Below are 17,468 nucleotides of genomic sequence, written 5' to 3' on the forward strand. Positions count from 1 at the left end.
GTACAAGGCTTCACGCGGCATAGAACAGGATTGCGGAGAAAGTAGATGAGCGCGCTCTATATGATTGCCGGCACCCTGATCGCCCTGGGTGTGCTGGTCACCTTTCACGAATTCGGCCACTTCTGGGTCGCGCGTCGCTGTGGCGTCAAGGTTCTGCGCTTTTCCGTGGGCTTCGGCATGCCGTTGCTGCGCTGGCACGACAAGCAGGGGACCGAGTTTGTCGTCGCTGCCATTCCGTTGGGTGGCTACGTCAAGATGCTCGATGAGCGTGAAGGTGAAGTGCCCGCTGATCAGCTTCATTTGTCTTTCAATCGCAAGTCCGTTCGCCAGCGTATTGCTATCGTCGCTGCCGGCCCCGTCGCCAACTTCCTGCTGGCCATGGTGTTTTTCTGGGTACTGGCCATGCTCGGCAGCGAGCAGGTGCGTCCGGTCATCGGTGCTGTCGAGTCCGGCAGTATTGCTGCGAAAGCCGGTCTGAATGCAGGTCAGGAAATCGTCGCCATCGACGGTGAGCCGACTTCGGGCTGGGCGGCGGTCAATCTGCAACTGGTACGTCGCCTGGGGGAAAGCGGTTCCCTGCAGGTATTGGTGCGTGAGCAGGGCTCTACGGCTGATTCGCCGCGTGAGCTTGCGCTGGATCACTGGCTCAAAGGTGCTGACGAGCCGGATCCGATTCGCTCTCTGGGTATTCGCCCATGGCGTCCGGCTCTGCCGCCGATTCTCGCTGAACTCGATCCGAAAGGCCCGGCTCAGGCGGCTGGTCTGAAAACCGGCGACCGTCTGCTGGCGCTGGATGGCAAGGCGCTGGATGACTGGCAGCAAGTGGTCGACACCGTTCGTACGCGTCCTGATACCAAAATCATGCTGCACGTCGAGCGCGACGGTGCTCAAATCGACGTTCCCGTGACGTTGGCCGCGCGCGGTGAAAGCAAGTCGCCAAGTGGTTATCTGGGTGCGGGAGTGAAAGCTGTCGACTGGCCACCGGAGATGATCCGCGAGGTCAGTTATGGTCCTTTGGCCGCGATTGGCGAGGGCGCCCGTCGTACCTGGACCATGAGCGTGCTGACGCTGGATTCACTGAAGAAAATGCTGTTCGGCGAGCTCTCGGTAAAAAACTTGAGTGGACCGATAACCATTGCTAAAGTGGCGGGCGCTTCTGCCCAGTCGGGCGTTGCTGATTTCCTGAATTTCCTTGCTTATCTGAGTATTAGCCTGGGGGTTCTGAATTTGCTGCCTATTCCTGTACTGGATGGGGGGCATTTGTTGTTTTATCTGATCGAGTGGGCGCGTGGTCGTCCCTTGTCGGATCGGGTGCAAGGTTGGGGGATACAGATCGGTATCAGTTTGGTGGTCGGGGTGATGTTGCTTGCTCTGGTCAACGATCTGGGTCGACTGTAACGCTTCGCTGAATTGCGAATCTGCCGCATTTTGCGGCAGTTTGTTTATTGCCAGTTGGAATAAGAAAGGACTTCATGAAACGTCTGCTGCTAACTGCGGTTCTCACCGTATTGATGATCGCCGAAGTTCACGCCGAGTCCTTCACTATCTCTGATATTCGCGTCAATGGCCTCCAGCGGGTCTCCGCGGGTAGCGTCTTTGGTGCCTTGCCGTTGAACGTCGGCGAGCAGGCGGATGATCGTCGCCTGGTGGAATCCACTCGTGCGTTGTTCAAAACCGGTTTCTTTCAAGATATCCAGCTGGGCCGCGAAGGCAACGTTCTGGTGATCACGGTCGTCGAACGTCCATCGGTCGCGAGCATCGAGATCGAAGGCAACAAGGCGATCTCCACCGAAGACCTGATGAAGGGCCTCAAGCAATCCGGTCTGGCCGAAGGCGAGATCTTCCAGCGTGCGACTCTCGAAGGCGTGCGTAACGAGCTGCAACGCCAGTACGTTGCGCAAGGTCGTTACTCGGCCACCGTCGATACCGAAGTGGTATCGCAGCCGCGTAACCGTGTCGGCCTGAAAGTGAAGATCAACGAAGGCACCGTCGCTGCCATTCAGCACATCAACGTGGTGGGCAACACGGTTTTCCCTGAGGAAGACCTGACCGACCTGTTCGAACTGAAGACCACCAACTGGCTGTCGTTCTTCAAGAACGACGACAAGTACGCCCGTGAAAAGCTTTCCGGTGACCTGGAGCGTCTGCGTTCCTACTACCTGGACCGCGGCTATATCAACATGGATATCGCTTCGACCCAGGTGTCCATCACCCCGGACAAGAAGCACGTCTATATCACTGTCAACGTCAACGAAGGCGAGAAGTACACCGTTCGTGACGTCAAGCTCAGCGGTGACCTGAAAGTCCCTGAAGACCAGGTCAAGTCGCTGCTGCTGGTGCAAAAAGGCCAGGTGTTCTCGCGCAAGCTGATGACCACCACCTCGGAACTGATCACCCGTCGTCTGGGTAACGAGGGCTACACCTTCGCCAACGTCAATGGCGTTCCGCAGCCGCACGATGACGACCACACCGTAGACATCCTGTTTGCTGTCGATCCGGGCAAGCGTGCCTATGTCAACCGAATCAACTTCCGTGGCAACACCAAGTCCGAAGACGAAGTGCTGCGCCGTGAAATGCGTCAGATGGAAGGTGGCTGGGCTTCGACCTACCTGATCGACCAGTCCAAGACCCGTCTTGAGCGTCTGGGCTTCTTCAAGGAAGTGAACGTCGAGACTCCGGCTGTTCCGGGCGTCGACGACCAGGTTGACGTGAACTATGCGGTTGAAGAGCAGGCTTCCGGTTCGATCACTGCCAGCGTCGGTTTCGCCCAGAGTGCCGGTCTGATCCTCGGTGGCTCGATCACCCAGAACAACTTCCTCGGTACCGGTAACCGCGTCAGCGTCGGCCTGACCCGTAGCCAATACCAGAGCCGTTACAACTTCGGCTACGTTGACCCCTACTGGACCGCCGATGGTGTGAGCCTGGGCTACAACGCGTTCTATCGCACCACCGACTACAAAGACCTCGACGTCGACGTAGCAAGCTATGCGGTAGACAGCCTGGGCGCTGGTGTGAACGTCGGTTACCCGATCAGCGAGACTTCGCGCCTGACCTTCGGCCTTTCCGCTCAACAGGACAAGATCAAGACCGGTACCTACACCGTTGACGAGATTTTCGACTTCGTTAAGCGCGAAGGCGACCAGTACCTGAACTTCAAGGCATCGGCCGGCTGGTCCGAGTCCACTCTGAACAAAGGCGTGCTGCCAACCCGCGGCCGTTCGCAGAGCCTGACCCTGGAAACGACGATTCCTGGCAGTGACCTGTCGTTCTACAAACTGGATTACCGTGGCCAGCTGTTCCAGCCACTGACCGAAAACTACACCCTGCGTCTGCACACCGAGCTGGGTTATGGCGACGGTTACGGTTCGACGGACGGCTTGCCGTTCTATGAAAACTACTATGCTGGTGGTTTCAACTCGGTACGTGGTTTCAAAGACAGTACCCTGGGTCCGCGCAGTACGCCGAGCCGCGGTCAGGCGGTCACCGGTAATGCCGGTACGCTTGCCGACCCGGATCAGGATCCGCTGCCATTCGGTGGTAACGTGTTGATCCAGGGTGGTGTCGAGGTGCTGTTCCCGCTGCCGTTCGTGAAGGATCAGCGTTCGTTGCGTACATCGGTATTCTGGGACGTCGGTAACGTGTTCGACTCGACTTGCAAGTCGACCACAAACGCCGATGGCTCCAAGGCCAATACACAGTGCAACGACATCAGCCTGAGCAACATGGCCAGTTCCGTCGGTGTCGGCGTGACCTGGGTTACCGCACTGGGTCCTTTGAGCTTCGCGTTGGCCACACCGATCAAGAAACCGGATAACGCTGAAACTCAAGTGTTCCAATTCTCCCTCGGCCAGACGTTCTAAGCGTCTGACCCAAGATAACGACAATGGATTTTGTAGGAGTGCATCGTGCGTAAGTTGACTCAATTGGTTCTCCTGGCCTCCGTACTGGTGGCAGGCCCGGCATTTGCCGACATGAAAATCGCTGTTCTGAACTATCAGATGGCTCTGCTGGAGTCCGATGCGGCCAAGAAGTACGCCGTGGATGCCGAGAAGAAGTTCGGTCCTCAACTGACCAAACTGAAGACGCTGGAAAGCAGCGCCAAGGGTATCCAGGATCGTCTGATGGCTGGCGGCGACAAGATGCAGCAGGGCGAGCGTGAGCGTCTGGAGCTGGAATTCAAGCAAAAGGCCCGTGACTTCCAGTTCCAGTCCAAGGAACTGAATGAAGCCAAAGCTGTTGCTGACCGTGAAATGCTCAAGCAGCTCAAGCCGAAACTGGATAGCGCAGTGGAAGAAGTCATCAAGAAAGGTGGTTTTGACCTGGTGTTCGAGCGTGGCGCAGTGATCGATGTCAAACCTCAGTACGACATCACGCGCCAGGTTATCGAGCGCATGAATCAGCTGAAGTAACCCATGACCGTGACTATCAAACTCGGCCAGTTGGCCGAGTTCCTCGGTGCCACCCTGAGTGGCGATCCCGAGAAGCAAATTACTGGGCTAGCCACCTTGCAGGAGGCTGGCCCAGCTCAGTTGAGCTTTCTGGCAAACCCTCAATACCGCAAATACCTGGCCGGCTCGCAAGCGGCGGCATTGCTGCTCAAGGCGGCTGATGCCGAAGGTTATGCCGGGAATGCGTTGGTGGTGCCGGATCCTTATCTGGCTTACGCACGCATTTCTCACCTGTTCGATCCGAAGCCGAAAGCTGCAGCCGGTATCCATCCGTCGGCAGTGATCGCTCCGGATGCCGTGGTCGATCCGACTGCCAGCATCGGTCCCTTTGTGGTGGTCGAGGCGCAAGCACGGGTCGGTGCGGGCGTGACGCTCGGCGCACATTGCGTTGTCGGTGCCCGCAGCGAAATCGGCGAGGGCGGCTGGCTGGCTCCGCGTGTCACGCTGTATCACGATGTACGCATCGGCAAGCGGGTGGTGATTCAGTCAGGTGCAGTACTTGGTGGTGAGGGCTTCGGCTTTGCCAACGAGAAAGGTATCTGGCAGAAAATCGCCCAGATCGGAGGCGTGACCATCGGCGACGATGTGGAGATTGGCGTGAATACCGCCATCGACCGCGGTGCGTTGGCCGATACCGTGATCGGTAACGGCGTCAAGCTGGACAACCAGATTCAGATCGCCCACAACGTTCAGGTCGGCGATCACACCGCCATGGCCGCGTGCGTGGGGATTTCCGGCAGCACCAAGATCGGCAAGCACTGCATGCTCGCCGGTGGTGTCGGCCTGGTAGGGCACATCGATATTTGCGACAACGTATTCCTGACCGGGATGACCATGGTGACTCACTCGATTACCGAGCCGGGCGCCTATTCTTCCGGTACGGCCATGCAGCCGGCTGCCGAGTGGCGCAAAAGCGCGGCACGCATCCGTCAGCTCGATGACATCGCGCGACGCTTGCGACAGCTGGAAAAGCAGGCAGGGGAAGTGACCCCTGGCGGTAACGCTTCATCTGAAGGCTGATACCATTTCCATATCAAGTGTGCACAGCCTCTGGACTGCCTCCTTGATTTGCTAGAGGAGTGCGCGTCAGTCGCGCTCCCAATCTTTACATAGGCTTCCCCCCGAAATGATGGACATCAACGAGATTCGCGAATACCTGCCTCACCGTTACCCGTTCCTGCTGGTGGACCGGGTGGTGGAACTGGATACGGAAGGCAAGCGCATTCGCGCCTACAAGAATGTCAGCATCAACGAACCGTTCTTCAATGGCCACTTCCCTGCGCACCCGATCATGCCGGGCGTGTTGATCATCGAAGCGATGGCTCAGGCTGCCGGGATCCTCGGTTTCAAGATGCTCGATGTGAAACCGGCCGATGGCACCCTCTACTATTTCGTCGGTTCCGACAAACTGCGTTTCCGTCAGCCAGTGCTGCCGGGTGACCAGTTGATCCTCGAAGCCAAGTTCATCAGCTGCAAGCGTCAGATCTGGAAGTTCGAATGCCAGGCTTCGGTCGATGGCAAGCCGGTCTGCTCCGCTGAAATCATCTGTGCGGAACGCAAGCTATGAGTTTGATTGACCCTCGCGCAATCATCGATCCTTCGGCCGTACTGGCCGAAGGTGTCGAGGTCGGCCCGTGGTCGATCATCGGCGCAGGTGTGGAAATCGGCGAGGGAACAGTGATCGGGCCCCACGTGATCCTCAAAGGTCCGACCCGAATCGGCAAGCACAACCGCATCTATCAGTTTTCCTCGGTAGGCGAAGACACGCCGGATCTCAAGTACAAGGGTGAAGAAACCCGTCTGGTGATCGGTGACCATAACGTTATCCGTGAAGGCGTGACGATTCACCGTGGCACCGTTCAGGATCGCTCGGAAACCACCCTGGGTGATCACAACCTGATCATGGCTTACGCCCACATCGGTCACGACAGTGTCATCGGCAACCACTGCATCCTGGTCAACAACACGGCACTGGCCGGCCACGTACATGTTGAAGATTGGGCGATCCTGTCCGGTTTCACCCTGGTGCACCAGTATTGCCACATCGGCGCCCACAGCTTTTCCGGCATGGGAACGGCCATCGGCAAGGACGTCCCGGCGTTCGTCACGGTGTTCGGCAACCCGGCTGAAGCGCGCAGCATGAATTTTGAAGGCATGCGTCGTCGCGGTTTCAGCGAGGATGCGATTCACGCCCTGCGCCGCGCCTACAAAACCGTTTATCGTCAGGGGCTGACTGTCGAGCAAGCGCTGGCCGAACTGGCCGAGCCTGCCGCCCAGTTCCCGGAAGTCGCGGTGTTCCGTGACTCCATCCAGTCGTCGTCTCGCGGCATCACTCGCTGATCATGGCCAATCTGCGTATTGCGCTGGTGGCGGGTGAGGCCTCCGGCGATATTCTGGGCGCCGGTCTGATGCGTGCCCTCAAGGCACAGCATCCGGCGGTCGAGTTTATCGGCGTCGGCGGCCCCCTGATGCAGGCCGAGGGCCTGAATTCCTACTTCCCCATGGAGCGCTTATCGGTCATGGGGCTGGTGGAGGTTCTCGGTCGGCTGCGTGAGCTGCTCAAGCGCCGCAAGGACCTGATCGCCGCCCTGATCGCCCAGAAGCCGGACGTGTTTATCGGCATCGATGCGCCGGATTTCAACCTCAACATCGAACTCAAGCTGCGTCAGGCCGGGATCAAGACCGTGCACTACGTCAGCCCTTCGGTATGGGCATGGCGGCAGAAGCGGGTGCTGAAGATCCGCGAAGGCTGCGACCTGATGCTCACGCTGCTGCCGTTCGAAGCAAAGTTTTACGAAGAGAAGGGCGTACCGGTGCGATTCGTCGGCCATACGCTGGCCGATACCATTCCACTGGAAGCCGATCGCGCCGCTGCGCGAGCCGAACTGGGTTTGCCTGACGGTCCGCTGGTGGCTTTGATGCCGGGCAGCCGGGGCGGCGAAGTCAGTCGTCTGGGCGCGCTTTTTCTCGATACCGCTGAACGCCTGCGCGCCATGCGTCCGGGTTTGCGCTTCGTCATTCCATGTGCCAACCCGGAGCGTCGAGCCCAGCTTGAAGAGCTGTTGGTCGGCCGTGACCTGCCGGTGACCTTGCTCAATGGCCAGTCCCATCTGGCGCTGGCAGCGTGCAACGCGGTCCTGATCGCGTCGGGCACGGCGACCCTTGAGGCGCTGCTCTACAAGCGCCCGATGGTCGTGGCCTACCGTCTTGCGCCGCTGACGTTCTGGATTCTCAAGCGCATGGTAAAGAGTCCGTACGTCTCCCTGCCGAACCTGCTGGCCCAGCGGTTGCTGGTGCCGGAATTGTTGCAGGATGATGCGACGGTCGAGGCGCTGGCCCAGACCCTGTCGCCGCTGATCGACGGCGGTGAAGAGCAGACTCGCGGCTTCGATGAAATCCACCGCACCCTGCGCCTGGACGCCTCCAATCAGGCGGCTGATGCCGTTCTGAACCTGATCGGTCAAACTCGATGAGCAAGACAAACATGCAAATGGGCCTGGATTTCACCCTGGTCGCCGAAGTCGAAGAGCTGGTGGCTGGCGTAGATGAAGTCGGTCGCGGCCCGTTGTGCGGCGCGGTCGTTACGGCGGCGGTGATCCTCGATCCGAACCGGCCGATTCTTGGTCTCAACGACTCGAAAAAACTCACCGAAGCCAAGCGTGAAAAGCTCTACGACGAAATCTGCGAGAAGGCATTGAGCTGGTGTATCGCCCGCGCCGAAGTCGAAGAGATCGACGAACTGAACATCCTTCACGCCACCATGCTGGCCATGCAGCGCGCCGTCGCGGGTCTGCATATCCAGCCGAAACTGGCGATGATCGACGGCAACCGCTGCCCGAAACTGCCGATGCGTTCCGAAGCGGTGGTCAAGGGTGATAGCAAGGTCCCGGCCATCGCCGCCGCGTCGATTCTGGCCAAGGTCAGTCGCGACCGCGAGATGGCGGCGTTCGAGTTGATCTACCCGGGTTACGGCATCGGCGGTCATAAAGGCTATCCGACGCCCGTTCATCTGGAAGCGCTGGTACGCCTCGGGCCGACGCCGATTCACCGGCGTTCGTTTGCCCCGGTGCGGCAGGCTTACGAGGCGCTGGAAGGTCTCACGCAGGTTTAGCGGCGAGGCTGATGTTTTACTCGGGGCCCGGTACAATCCGGGCCTTGTTGTCTCTATGTAACTGGACAGGATCACTATGCCGGCTTCATTCGTTCATCTACGCCTGCACACTGAATACTCCCTGGTCGACGGGCTGGTGCGGATCAAGCCGCTGGTCAAGGCCTTGACCGGCATGGGCATGCCGGCCGTTGCGGTTACCGACCAGAACAACATGTGTTCGCTGGTCAAATTCTATAAAAACACCATGGGCGCGGGGATCAAGCCGATCTGCGGCGCCGACCTGTGGCTGTCGAACAAGGACCCGGATGGTCCGCTGAGCCGGATCAGCCTGCTGGTCATGAACGCCCTGGGCTATCGCAACCTGACCGAGCTGATTTCCCGTGGCTTCATCGACGGTCAGCGCAACGGCATGATCATCATCGAGCGCGAGTGGGTGGCCGAGGCCAACGAAGGCTTGATCATGTTGTCCGCCGCGAAAGAAGGCGAGATCGGCATGGCCATGATCGGCGGCAATCCTGCCGAGGCCGAAGTCCTGACCCGTGAGTGGATGTCGGTGTTCCCGGATCGTTTCTATCTGGAGATCCAGCGCACCAACCGCCCGAACGACGAAGAACAATTGCACGGCGCCGTGGCCCTGGCCGAGAAGCTTGGCGCGCCGCTGGTCGCCACCAACGATGTGCGCTTCATCAAGCAGGAAGACTTCGCCGCCCACGAAACCCGCGTCTGCATCGGTGAGGGCCGGGCCCTCGACGATCCGCGTCGTTCGAAGAATTACAGCGATCAGCAGTACCTGAAAAGCGCCGAGGAAATGGCCGAGCTGTTCAGTGACCTGCCGGATGCCGTGGAAAACACCGTCGAAATCGCCAAGCGCTGCAACATCGACGTGAAGCTGGGCAAGCACTTCCTGCCGGACTATCCGATTCCCGATGGCATGACCATCGACGAGTATTTCCGCAAAGTGTCGTTCGATGGTCTGGACGAGCGTCTCAGCGTACTGCTGCCCAAGGACACCACCGAGGACTACGAGGCCAAGCGTCAGGTCTATGTCGACCGGCTGAATTTCGAGCTGGATATCATCATCCAGATGGGATTCCCCGGTTACTTCCTGATCGTGATGGACTTTATCCAGTGGGCCAAGAACAACGGCGTGCCGGTGGGCCCGGGCCGGGGGTCGGGTGCCGGATCGCTGGTGGCCTATGTGCAGAAGATCACCGACCTTGATCCGCTGGAATACGACCTTCTTTTCGAACGCTTCCTCAACCCGGAACGGGTATCCATGCCCGACTTCGACGTCGACTTCTGCATGGACGGCCGCGACCGGGTAATCGATTACGTGGCCGAAAAGTACGGCCGCAACGCCGTAAGCCAGATCATCACCTTCGGTTCCATGGCGGCCAAGGCTGTGGTGCGGGACGTGGCGCGGGCCCAGGGCAAGTCGTTCGGTCTGGCGGATCGTCTGTCGAAGATGATTCCGTTCGAAGTCGGGATGACCCTGGAAAAAGCCTACGAGCAGGAAGAAATCCTGCGCGACTTCATCAAGGTCGATGAAGAAGCGGCAGAAATCTGGGAGATGGCGCGCAAACTTGAAGGCGTGGTGCGTAACGTCGGTAAACACGCCGGTGGTGTGGTGATTGCGCCGACCAAGCTGACCGACTTCTCGCCGATCTATTGCGACGAGGCTGGCGACGGTCTGGTAACCCAGTTCGACAAGGATGACGTGGAAGCGGCCGGTCTGGTGAAGTTCGACTTCCTCGGCCTGCGGACCCTGACGATCATCGACTGGGCGCTGAAAACCATCAACCGCGACCGCGCCAAGGTCAACGAGCCGCCGCTGGACATCGCGTTCATCCCGCTGGATGACAAGCCGACCTATCAGCTGCTGCAAAAAGCTGAAACCACTGCGGTGTTCCAGCTTGAATCCCGTGGCATGAAAGAGCTGATCAAAAAGCTCAAGCCCGACTGCCTCGAAGACCTTATTGCACTGGTGGCCCTGTTCCGTCCGGGCCCGTTGCAGTCCGGCATGGTGGATGACTTCATCAACCGCAAGCACGGTCGCGCTGAACTGGCGTATCCGCACCCGGATTACCAGTACGAAGGCTTGCAGCCGGTGCTGGCACCGACGTACGGCATCATCCTGTATCAGGAACAGGTGATGCAGATCGCCCAGGTCATGGCCGGTTACACCCTCGGTGGTGCGGACATGCTGCGTCGGGCGATGGGTAAGAAGAAACCCGAGGAAATGGCCAAGCAGCGCGGCGGTTTCATCGAGGGTTGTGCGTCGAACAATATCGACGCGGATCTGGCCGGTAACATTTTCGACCTGGTAGAGAAATTCGCCGGTTACGGCTTCAACAAATCCCACTCCGCCGCCTACGGCCTGGTGTCGTACCAGACTGCCTGGCTGAAGGCTCACTACCCGGCGCCGTTCATGGCCGCGGTACTGTCGGCGGATATGCACAACACCGACAAGGTCGTGACCTTGATCGAGGAAGTGCGCACGATGAAGCTGCGCCTCGACGCGCCGGACGTGAACACTTCGGAGTTCAAGTTCACGGTGAACGACGAGGGCCGCATCGTGTACGGCCTTGGCGCGATCAAAGGCGTCGGCGAAGGCCCGGTGGAAGCGATCACCGAAGCGCGTCAGGCCGGTCCGTTCAAGGATCTGTTCGACTTCTGCGCCCGGGTCGACCTCAAGCGCATCAACAAGCGTACGCTGGACGGTCTGATCCGCAGCGGCGCGCTGGATCGCCTCGGCCCGTACTTCCATGACGAGCAAAAGGCGTATCAGGCCAACATTGACCGCAACCGCGCCGTGCTGCTGGCGGCGATGGAAGAGGCGATCAAGTCGGCCGAACAGACTGCACGCACCCGCGACAGTGGTCACGCCGATCTGTTCGGCGGGTTGTTTGTTGAGGAGGACGCAGACGTTTACGCGCTGCATCGCAAGGCCAAGGAGCTGACGCTCAAGGAACGCCTGAAGGGTGAAAAAGACACCCTCGGCCTGTACCTGACCGGCCACCCGATCGACGAATACGAAGGCGAAATCCGCCGTTTCGCCCGCCAGCGCATCATCGACCTGAAACCGGCCCGGGACACCCAGACCGTGGCGGGGATGATCATTGCCCTGCGGGTGATGAAGAACAAAAAGGGCGACAAGATGGGTTTCATCACCCTTGACGACCGCTCCGGGCGGATCGAGGCGTCGCTGTTCGCCGATGCGTTCCACTCTGCGCAATCGCTGCTGCAGACCGATGCGATGGTGGTGGTCGAAGGCGAGGTCAGCAACGATGACTTCTCCGGCGGCCTGCGCCTGCGGGTAAAGCGGGTGATGAGCATGGAAGATGCGCGAACCAACCTGGCCGAGAGCCTGCGCCTGAAGCTGCAGACCCAGGACCTGAAAGGTGATCAGCTACGCTGGTTGGGGGATTTGCTCAAGCGTCATCGCGGGGCGTGCCCGATCACCATGGAATACACCAGCCCGGATGCGAAGACCTTGCTGCAGTTTGGCGAGACCTGGCGGATCGACCCGGCGGATGCCTTGATTCAAGCCCTGCGTGACCAGTTCGGGCGAGACAACGTCTTCCTCCAATACCGTTGACCGGCAGGTGAGACCGAACCGCCTGCCCACAACCTGAATTTTTAATCTCGACCTCAGCGCGCCTCTCCCTTAAGGTAGGGCGCGAATAGACAACCGGCCGGCCCCAAGCTCACTTGGGACACGACCCAAGACGGACGCCTATGAACCCGAATTTCCTGGATTTCGAACAGCCGATCGCCGACCTGCAAGCCAAGATCGAAGAGTTGCGCTTGGTCGGTAATGACAATTCGCTGAATATCGGCGATGAGATCTCCCGCCTGCAGGACAAGAGCAAGACGCTCACCGAAGACATCTTCGGCAAACTGACCAGCTGGCAGATCGCACGTCTGGCACGTCACCCGAAACGTCCATACACCCTGGACTACATCGAGCACATCTTCACCGAGTTCGACGAACTGCACGGTGATCGTCACTTCTCCGACGACGCGGCCATTGTGGGCGGCGTGGCACGTCTGGAAGACCAGCCAGTGATGGTGATCGGTCACCAGAAGGGCCGTGAAGTGCGCGAAAAGGTACGCCGCAACTTCGGCATGCCGCGCCCGGAAGGCTATCGCAAGGCCTGCCGCCTGATGGAAATGGCCGAACGTTTCAAGATGCCGATCCTGACCTTCATCGACACCCCGGGTGCCTACCCTGGCATCGACGCCGAAGAGCGCAACCAGAGCGAAGCGATTGCCTGGAACCTGCGCGTCATGGCCCGCCTGAAAACCCCGATCATCGCCACCGTAATTGGTGAGGGTGGTTCCGGCGGTGCGCTGGCGATCGGTGTCTGCGACCAGTTGAACATGCTGCAATACTCGACCTACGCGGTGATCTCGCCGGAAGGTTGCGCTTCGATTCTGTGGAAAACCGCAGAGAAAGCGCCGGATGCTGCTGAAGCGATGGGCATCACCGCCGAGCGTCTGAAAGGCCTGGGCATCGTCGACAAAGTGATCGGCGAGCCTCTGGGCGGCGCCCACCGCGATCCGGCGGCGGCTGCTGCGTCGATCCGTGCAGAGCTGAGCTCGCAACTGGCGATGCTGAAGAAGCTCGACAACGAAGCGCTGCTCAAACGTCGTTACGATCGTCTGATGAGCTACGGTCTCTAAGTCGACTGCGCAATACCCAATGTGGGAGCGAGCCTGCTCGCGATGAGGGGTAACATTCAACCAATGAGTTGGCTGTTGCACCGCTATCGCGAGCAGACTCGCTCCCACATTTGATTTGTGCCAAGGAAAAAAATGGATCAGTCGACGATTGATTTGCCTTCCAGGCTTCTGCGCAATCTCAAGCCCTGGCTCGATGCGGCTCATTGGCGTATCGCTTTGTCGGGCGGCCTCGACTCCACCGTCCTGCTACACCTTCTGGCAACGCTCGCCAAATCCGAATCCCTTCCGGCGTTAAGCGCCATCCATGTCCATCACGGTCTTCAGGTTGCGGCTGACGTGTGGGCGGTGCATTGCCAGGCTGTCTGTGACGCCTTGGGCATTCCATTGCAGATCGTTCACGTGACTGTGCAAAAGGGCGCCAGCCTTGAGCGTGCGGCGCGGGATGCGCGTTACGCGGCATTCACTTCGACGACCCGGATCAATGATGTCTTGATGACGGGCCAGCACCGCGACGACCAGGCAGAAACCCTGTTGTTCCGCTTGCTGCGAGGCGCCGGGGTGCGCGGTCTGTCCGGCATGCCGGCGCAGCGAACGTTGGGGCAGGGCAGTCTGTTTCGGCCGTTGCTCGACATCTCGCGTGCCGAACTGGAAGCCTATGCGCGGGATCATGATCTGCGTTGGGTCGAGGATCCGTCGAATCAGGACCGACAGTTTTCGCGCAACTACCTGCGTCATCAGGTCATGCCGTTGCTGACCGGTCGCTGGCCGCAGGCACACGCCAGCATGGCCCGCAGTGCGGCGCATTTGCGTGAGGCGCAAGGTTTGCTTGATGAGCTGGCGCAGATTGATCTGAGTCAAGCGAGCTTGCCCAGTGAGTTCGAATGGTCGGGATTGCCATCGCTGGAGTTCGCGGCCATCGCCGGGTTGTCCGATGCGCGCCAGCGCAATGCACTCAGTCACTGGCTTGAACCGCTCACCCGACTGCCGGATACCGACCATTGGTCGGGTTGGGTCGATCTGCGCGATGCCGGTAACGATGCCGCTCCGGTCTGGCGTCTGGCGGATGGCGAGTTGCACCGCAGCGCCGGTCGCCTGTGGTGGCTCAGCGGCCATTGGCTGCGTACGCCGGTTGTCAGCGGTGACTGGCGCGAGACGTCGCTGGCGCTACGCTTGCCCGATAACGGGCGTGTCATGTTCAGCGGTCAGACTCCCGCAGGGCCGCTGCAGATCCGCTATCGACAGGGCGGCGAGGTGATGCATCTGGCGGATCGCGGACATCGCGATCTCAAGCGCCTGCTCAATGAGCGCGCGGTGCCGGCCTTTGTGCGTGGCAGATTGCCGCTGCTGTTTCGCGGTGAAGAATTGCTCGCCGTGGCGAACCTGCCGGGGCTCGACAGCAATGCACCGGAAGGCTGGCGATTGCATTGGCAGCCTTCTGACGAAGATCAAGGTTTGAGATGAAGGGGGCATTCCGGTAGACTACGCTCCCTTCTTGATACAACTTCTGTGGATTCGCCTGAATTGCAGGAGTTGCCGATTACCAAGCAGTCTTTGCTGGGCGATTCCAAAAAATGTGTAGCGAGCAACGTACCGGTGTTTTCACTTCCGGTCTGTCCCAACGCGGCGGTTTTTTTGAAAGGTGCACTGTGATTAATGCAGGTGATCGGGGGCTTCGGCCTTCCTTCGCTTTCCCCGGCGGCTCGGACCGCTTTAACGCAGACTTCTAGGGTTTTTCATGACGCGCTACATATTCGTCACGGGCGGTGTTGTTTCTTCTTTGGGGAAAGGCATTGCATCGGCTTCATTGGCGGCCATCCTGGAGGCGCGGGGGCTTAAGGTCACCATGCTGAAGCTGGATCCGTACATCAACGTCGACCCGGGCACCATGAGCCCGTTCCAGCACGGTGAAGTGTTCGTCACCCACGACGGCGCCGAGACTGACCTGGACCTGGGCCACTACGAGCGGTTCATCCGCACGACCATGACCCAGAACAACAACTTCACCACCGGCCGTGTCTACGAGCACGTGCTGCGCAAAGAGCGCCGTGGTGACTACCTGGGTGCAACCATCCAGGTGATTCCGCACATCACCGACGAAATCAAGCGTCGCATCATCAAGGGCGCCGGCGATGCCGACGTGGCCCTGGTGGAAATCGGCGGTACCGTTGGCGACATCGAATCGCAACCGTTCCTCGAAGCCATCCGCCAGCTGCGTGTGGAAGTCGGTTCCAAGCGCGCGATGCTGATGCACCTGACCCTGGTTCCGTACATCGCCACCGCTGGCGAAACCAAGACCAAACCGACTCAGCACTCCGTAAAAGAGCTGCGTTCGATCGGCCTGCAGCCAGACGTGCTGATCTGCCGCTCCGACCATCCGGTGGATGTGTCGTCGCGTCGCAAGATCGCGCTGTTCACCAACGTTGAAGAGCGTGCGGTGATCTCCCTGGAAGACGTCGACACCATCTACAAGATCCCGGCCGTGCTGCACGCCCAGGGTCTGGACGATTTCGTCGTCGAGCGTTTCGGCCTGCAATGCAATGGCGCCGACCTGTCCGAGTGGGAAAAGGTCGTCGATGCCAAGCTGAACCCTGAGCACGAAGTCACCATCGCGATGGTCGGCAAGTACATGGAGCTGCTGGACGCCTACAAGTCGCTGATCGAAGCGATGAGTCACGCCGGCATCACCAACCGCACCAAGGTCAACCTGCGCTACATCGATTCCGAAGACATCGAGAACCAGGGCACCGCGCTGCTGGAAGGTGTCGACGCGATCCTCGTACCGGGTGGCTTCGGTCTGCGTGGCGTGGAAGGCAAGATCACTGCCGTTCAATACGCTCGCGAAAACAAGGTTCCGTACCTGGGTATCTGCCTGGGCATGCAAGTGGCGGTCATCGAGTTCGCCCGTAACGTGCTGGGCTGGAAAGACGCCAACTCCACCGAGTTCGATCGTGCCAGCGGCCATCCGGTTGTCGGTCTGATCACCGAGTGGGAAGACGCCACCGGCGCCGTTGAAGTGCGTACCGAAGCGTCCGACCTGGGCGGCACCATGCGCCTCGGCGCTCAGGAATGCCTGCTCGAAGCCGGCTCCAAGGTGCACGACTGCTACGGCAAGGATGTGATTGTCGAGCGTCACCGTCACCGTTACGAAGTGAACAACAACCTGCTGCCGCAGATCATCGAAGCCGGCCTGAAGATTTCCGGTCGTTCTTCCGATGCTGCGCTGGTCGAAGTGGTCGAAGCCCCGGATCATCCATGGTTCGTCGCTTGCCAGTTCCACCCGGAATTCACCTCGACTCCGCGTGACGGTCACCCGCTGTTCAGCGGTTTCGTGAAAGCAGCGTTGGCTCAACACCAGAAGAAGGCGTAACCCCGATGGCACAGAAGATCATCCGCGTCGGCGACATCGAGATTGCCAACGACAAACCCATGGTGCTGTTCGGCGGCATGAACGTGCTGGAAAGCCGTGACATGGCCATGCAGGTTTGCGAAGAGTACGTGAAGGTCACCGAAAAACTCGGTATCCCTTACGTGTTCAAGGCCAGCTTCGACAAGGCCAACCGTTCTTCTGTGACCTCCTATCGCGGTCCTGGCCTGGAAGAGGGCATGCGCATCTTCCAGGACATCAAACAAGCCTTCGGCGTACCGATCATCACCGACGTCCACGAGCCTGACCAGGCCGCGGTCGTCGCTGAGGTCTGCGACATCATCCAGTTGCCGGCTTTCCTGTCGCGCCAGACCGATCTGGTCGTCGCGATGGCCAAGACCAACGCTGTGATCAACATCAAGAAAGCCCAGTTCCTCGCGCCTCAGGAAATGAAACACATCCTGAACAAGTGCGTGGAAGCGGGTAACGATCAATTGATCCTCTGCGAGCGCGGTTCGAGCTTCGGCTACAACAACCTCGTGGTGGACATGCTCGGCTTCGGCATCATGAAGCAGTTCGAGTACCCGGTATTCTTCGACGTGACCCATTCGCTGCAAATGCCTGGCGGTCGTTCCGACTCCGCCGGCGGTCGCCGCGCCCAGGTCACCGACCTGGCCAAGGCGGGCATGAGCCAGTCGCTGGCGGGTCTGTTCCTCGAAGCGCACCCGGACCCGGACAACGCCAAATGCGACGGCCCTTGCGCCTTGCGTCTGGACAAACTGGAGCCATTCCTGGCCCAGCTCAAAGCCCTGGACGAACTGGTGAAGAGTTTTCCGACGGTAGAAACCGCGTAAACCTC

General features: G+C 59.6%; 13 protein-coding genes. All 13 read left to right on the top strand.

Annotated features, from left to right (window positions below; translation table 11 throughout):
- Window positions 1–45 precede the first annotated feature (45 nt).
- The 13 genes from rseP (at window position 46) to kdsA (ending at window position 17,463) form a co-directional block, all read left to right on the top strand.
- Window positions 46–1,398, top strand: a complete 1,353-nt coding sequence (rseP, locus tag M5B98_RS25030; protein WP_085729810.1) for a sigma E protease regulator RseP — start codon at window positions 46–48, stop codon at window positions 1,396–1,398.
- Between the two features lie 74 nt (window positions 1,399–1,472).
- Window positions 1,473–3,860 (top strand): outer membrane protein assembly factor BamA, encoded by a 2,388-nt coding sequence (gene bamA / locus M5B98_RS25035; protein ID WP_114881640.1) that lies wholly within the window; start codon window positions 1,473–1,475, stop codon window positions 3,858–3,860.
- A 45-nt stretch (window positions 3,861–3,905) separates the two neighbouring features.
- Window positions 3,906–4,409 carry an OmpH family outer membrane protein gene (locus M5B98_RS25040; RefSeq protein ID WP_003222140.1) on the top strand — a complete coding sequence of 168 codons (504 nt, stop codon included), beginning with the start codon at window positions 3,906–3,908 and terminating at the stop codon, window positions 4,407–4,409.
- 3 nt (window positions 4,410–4,412) lie between these two features.
- Entirely contained in the window at window positions 4,413–5,468 is a 1,056-nt protein-coding gene (gene lpxD, locus M5B98_RS25045) for a UDP-3-O-(3-hydroxymyristoyl)glucosamine N-acyltransferase (protein ID WP_248744301.1), read from the top strand.
- A 106-nt stretch (window positions 5,469–5,574) separates the two neighbouring features.
- Window positions 5,575–6,015 carry a 3-hydroxyacyl-ACP dehydratase FabZ gene (gene fabZ, locus M5B98_RS25050; protein ID WP_003222142.1) on the top strand — a complete coding sequence of 147 codons (441 nt, stop codon included), beginning with the start codon at window positions 5,575–5,577 and terminating at the stop codon, window positions 6,013–6,015.
- Entirely contained in the window at window positions 6,012–6,788 is a 777-nt protein-coding gene (gene lpxA / locus M5B98_RS25055; RefSeq protein ID WP_085712845.1) for an acyl-ACP--UDP-N-acetylglucosamine O-acyltransferase, read from the top strand. The genes fabZ and lpxA overlap by 4 nt, the downstream gene beginning before the upstream one ends.
- A gap of 2 nt (window positions 6,789–6,790) precedes the next feature.
- Window positions 6,791–7,921 (top strand): lipid-A-disaccharide synthase, encoded by a 1,131-nt coding sequence (lpxB, locus tag M5B98_RS25060; protein WP_248744302.1) that lies wholly within the window; start codon window positions 6,791–6,793, stop codon window positions 7,919–7,921.
- A gap of 11 nt (window positions 7,922–7,932) precedes the next feature.
- Entirely contained in the window at window positions 7,933–8,559 is a 627-nt protein-coding gene (gene rnhB, locus M5B98_RS25065) for a ribonuclease HII (RefSeq protein ID WP_085712847.1), read from the top strand.
- Window positions 8,560–8,635: 76 nt separating this feature from the next.
- Complete coding sequence (gene dnaE, locus M5B98_RS25070; RefSeq protein WP_085712848.1) at window positions 8,636–12,157, top strand: DNA polymerase III subunit alpha; 3,522 nt, start codon at window positions 8,636–8,638, stop codon at window positions 12,155–12,157.
- A gap of 140 nt (window positions 12,158–12,297) precedes the next feature.
- Window positions 12,298–13,245: an acetyl-CoA carboxylase carboxyltransferase subunit alpha gene (locus M5B98_RS25075; RefSeq protein WP_085712849.1), complete on the top strand. Its 948-nt coding sequence runs from the start codon at window positions 12,298–12,300 to the stop codon at window positions 13,243–13,245.
- 132 nt (window positions 13,246–13,377) lie between these two features.
- The gene (gene tilS, locus M5B98_RS25080; protein ID WP_248744303.1) at window positions 13,378–14,706 is read left to right on the top strand and encodes a tRNA lysidine(34) synthetase TilS; all 1,329 of its coding nucleotides are present in this window, start codon (window positions 13,378–13,380) and stop codon (window positions 14,704–14,706) included.
- Window positions 14,707–14,980: 274 nt separating this feature from the next.
- Complete coding sequence (locus M5B98_RS25085) at window positions 14,981–16,612, top strand: CTP synthase (RefSeq protein WP_011332696.1); 1,632 nt, start codon at window positions 14,981–14,983, stop codon at window positions 16,610–16,612.
- Window positions 16,613–16,617: 5 nt separating this feature from the next.
- The gene (kdsA, locus tag M5B98_RS25090) at window positions 16,618–17,463 is read left to right on the top strand and encodes a 3-deoxy-8-phosphooctulonate synthase (RefSeq protein ID WP_007954807.1); all 846 of its coding nucleotides are present in this window, start codon (window positions 16,618–16,620) and stop codon (window positions 17,461–17,463) included.
- Window positions 17,464–17,468: the final 5 nt, after the last annotated feature.

This window comes from Pseudomonas sp. MWU12-3088 (genome assembly GCF_023242405.1).
Classification (GTDB): Bacteria; Pseudomonadota; Gammaproteobacteria; order Pseudomonadales; family Pseudomonadaceae; genus Aquipseudomonas; species Aquipseudomonas kribbensis.

Coding starts and splice junctions, on each gene's coding strand:
- tilS (WP_248744303.1), top strand. CDS start 13,378: ATGGATCAGTCGACGATTGATTTGCCTTCCAGGCTTCTGCGCAATCTC.
- M5B98_RS25075 (WP_085712849.1), top strand. CDS start 12,298: ATGAACCCGAATTTCCTGGATTTCGAACAGCCGATCGCCGACCTGCAA.
- rseP (WP_085729810.1), top strand. CDS start 46: ATGAGCGCGCTCTATATGATTGCCGGCACCCTGATCGCCCTGGGTGTG.
- lpxA (WP_085712845.1), top strand. CDS start 6,012: ATGAGTTTGATTGACCCTCGCGCAATCATCGATCCTTCGGCCGTACTG.
- bamA (WP_114881640.1), top strand. CDS start 1,473: ATGAAACGTCTGCTGCTAACTGCGGTTCTCACCGTATTGATGATCGCC.
- lpxD (WP_248744301.1), top strand. CDS start 4,413: ATGACCGTGACTATCAAACTCGGCCAGTTGGCCGAGTTCCTCGGTGCC.
- dnaE (WP_085712848.1), top strand. CDS start 8,636: ATGCCGGCTTCATTCGTTCATCTACGCCTGCACACTGAATACTCCCTG.
- kdsA (WP_007954807.1), top strand. CDS start 16,618: ATGGCACAGAAGATCATCCGCGTCGGCGACATCGAGATTGCCAACGAC.
- M5B98_RS25085 (WP_011332696.1), top strand. CDS start 14,981: ATGACGCGCTACATATTCGTCACGGGCGGTGTTGTTTCTTCTTTGGGG.
- lpxB (WP_248744302.1), top strand. CDS start 6,791: ATGGCCAATCTGCGTATTGCGCTGGTGGCGGGTGAGGCCTCCGGCGAT.
- rnhB (WP_085712847.1), top strand. CDS start 7,933: ATGCAAATGGGCCTGGATTTCACCCTGGTCGCCGAAGTCGAAGAGCTG.
- fabZ (WP_003222142.1), top strand. CDS start 5,575: ATGATGGACATCAACGAGATTCGCGAATACCTGCCTCACCGTTACCCG.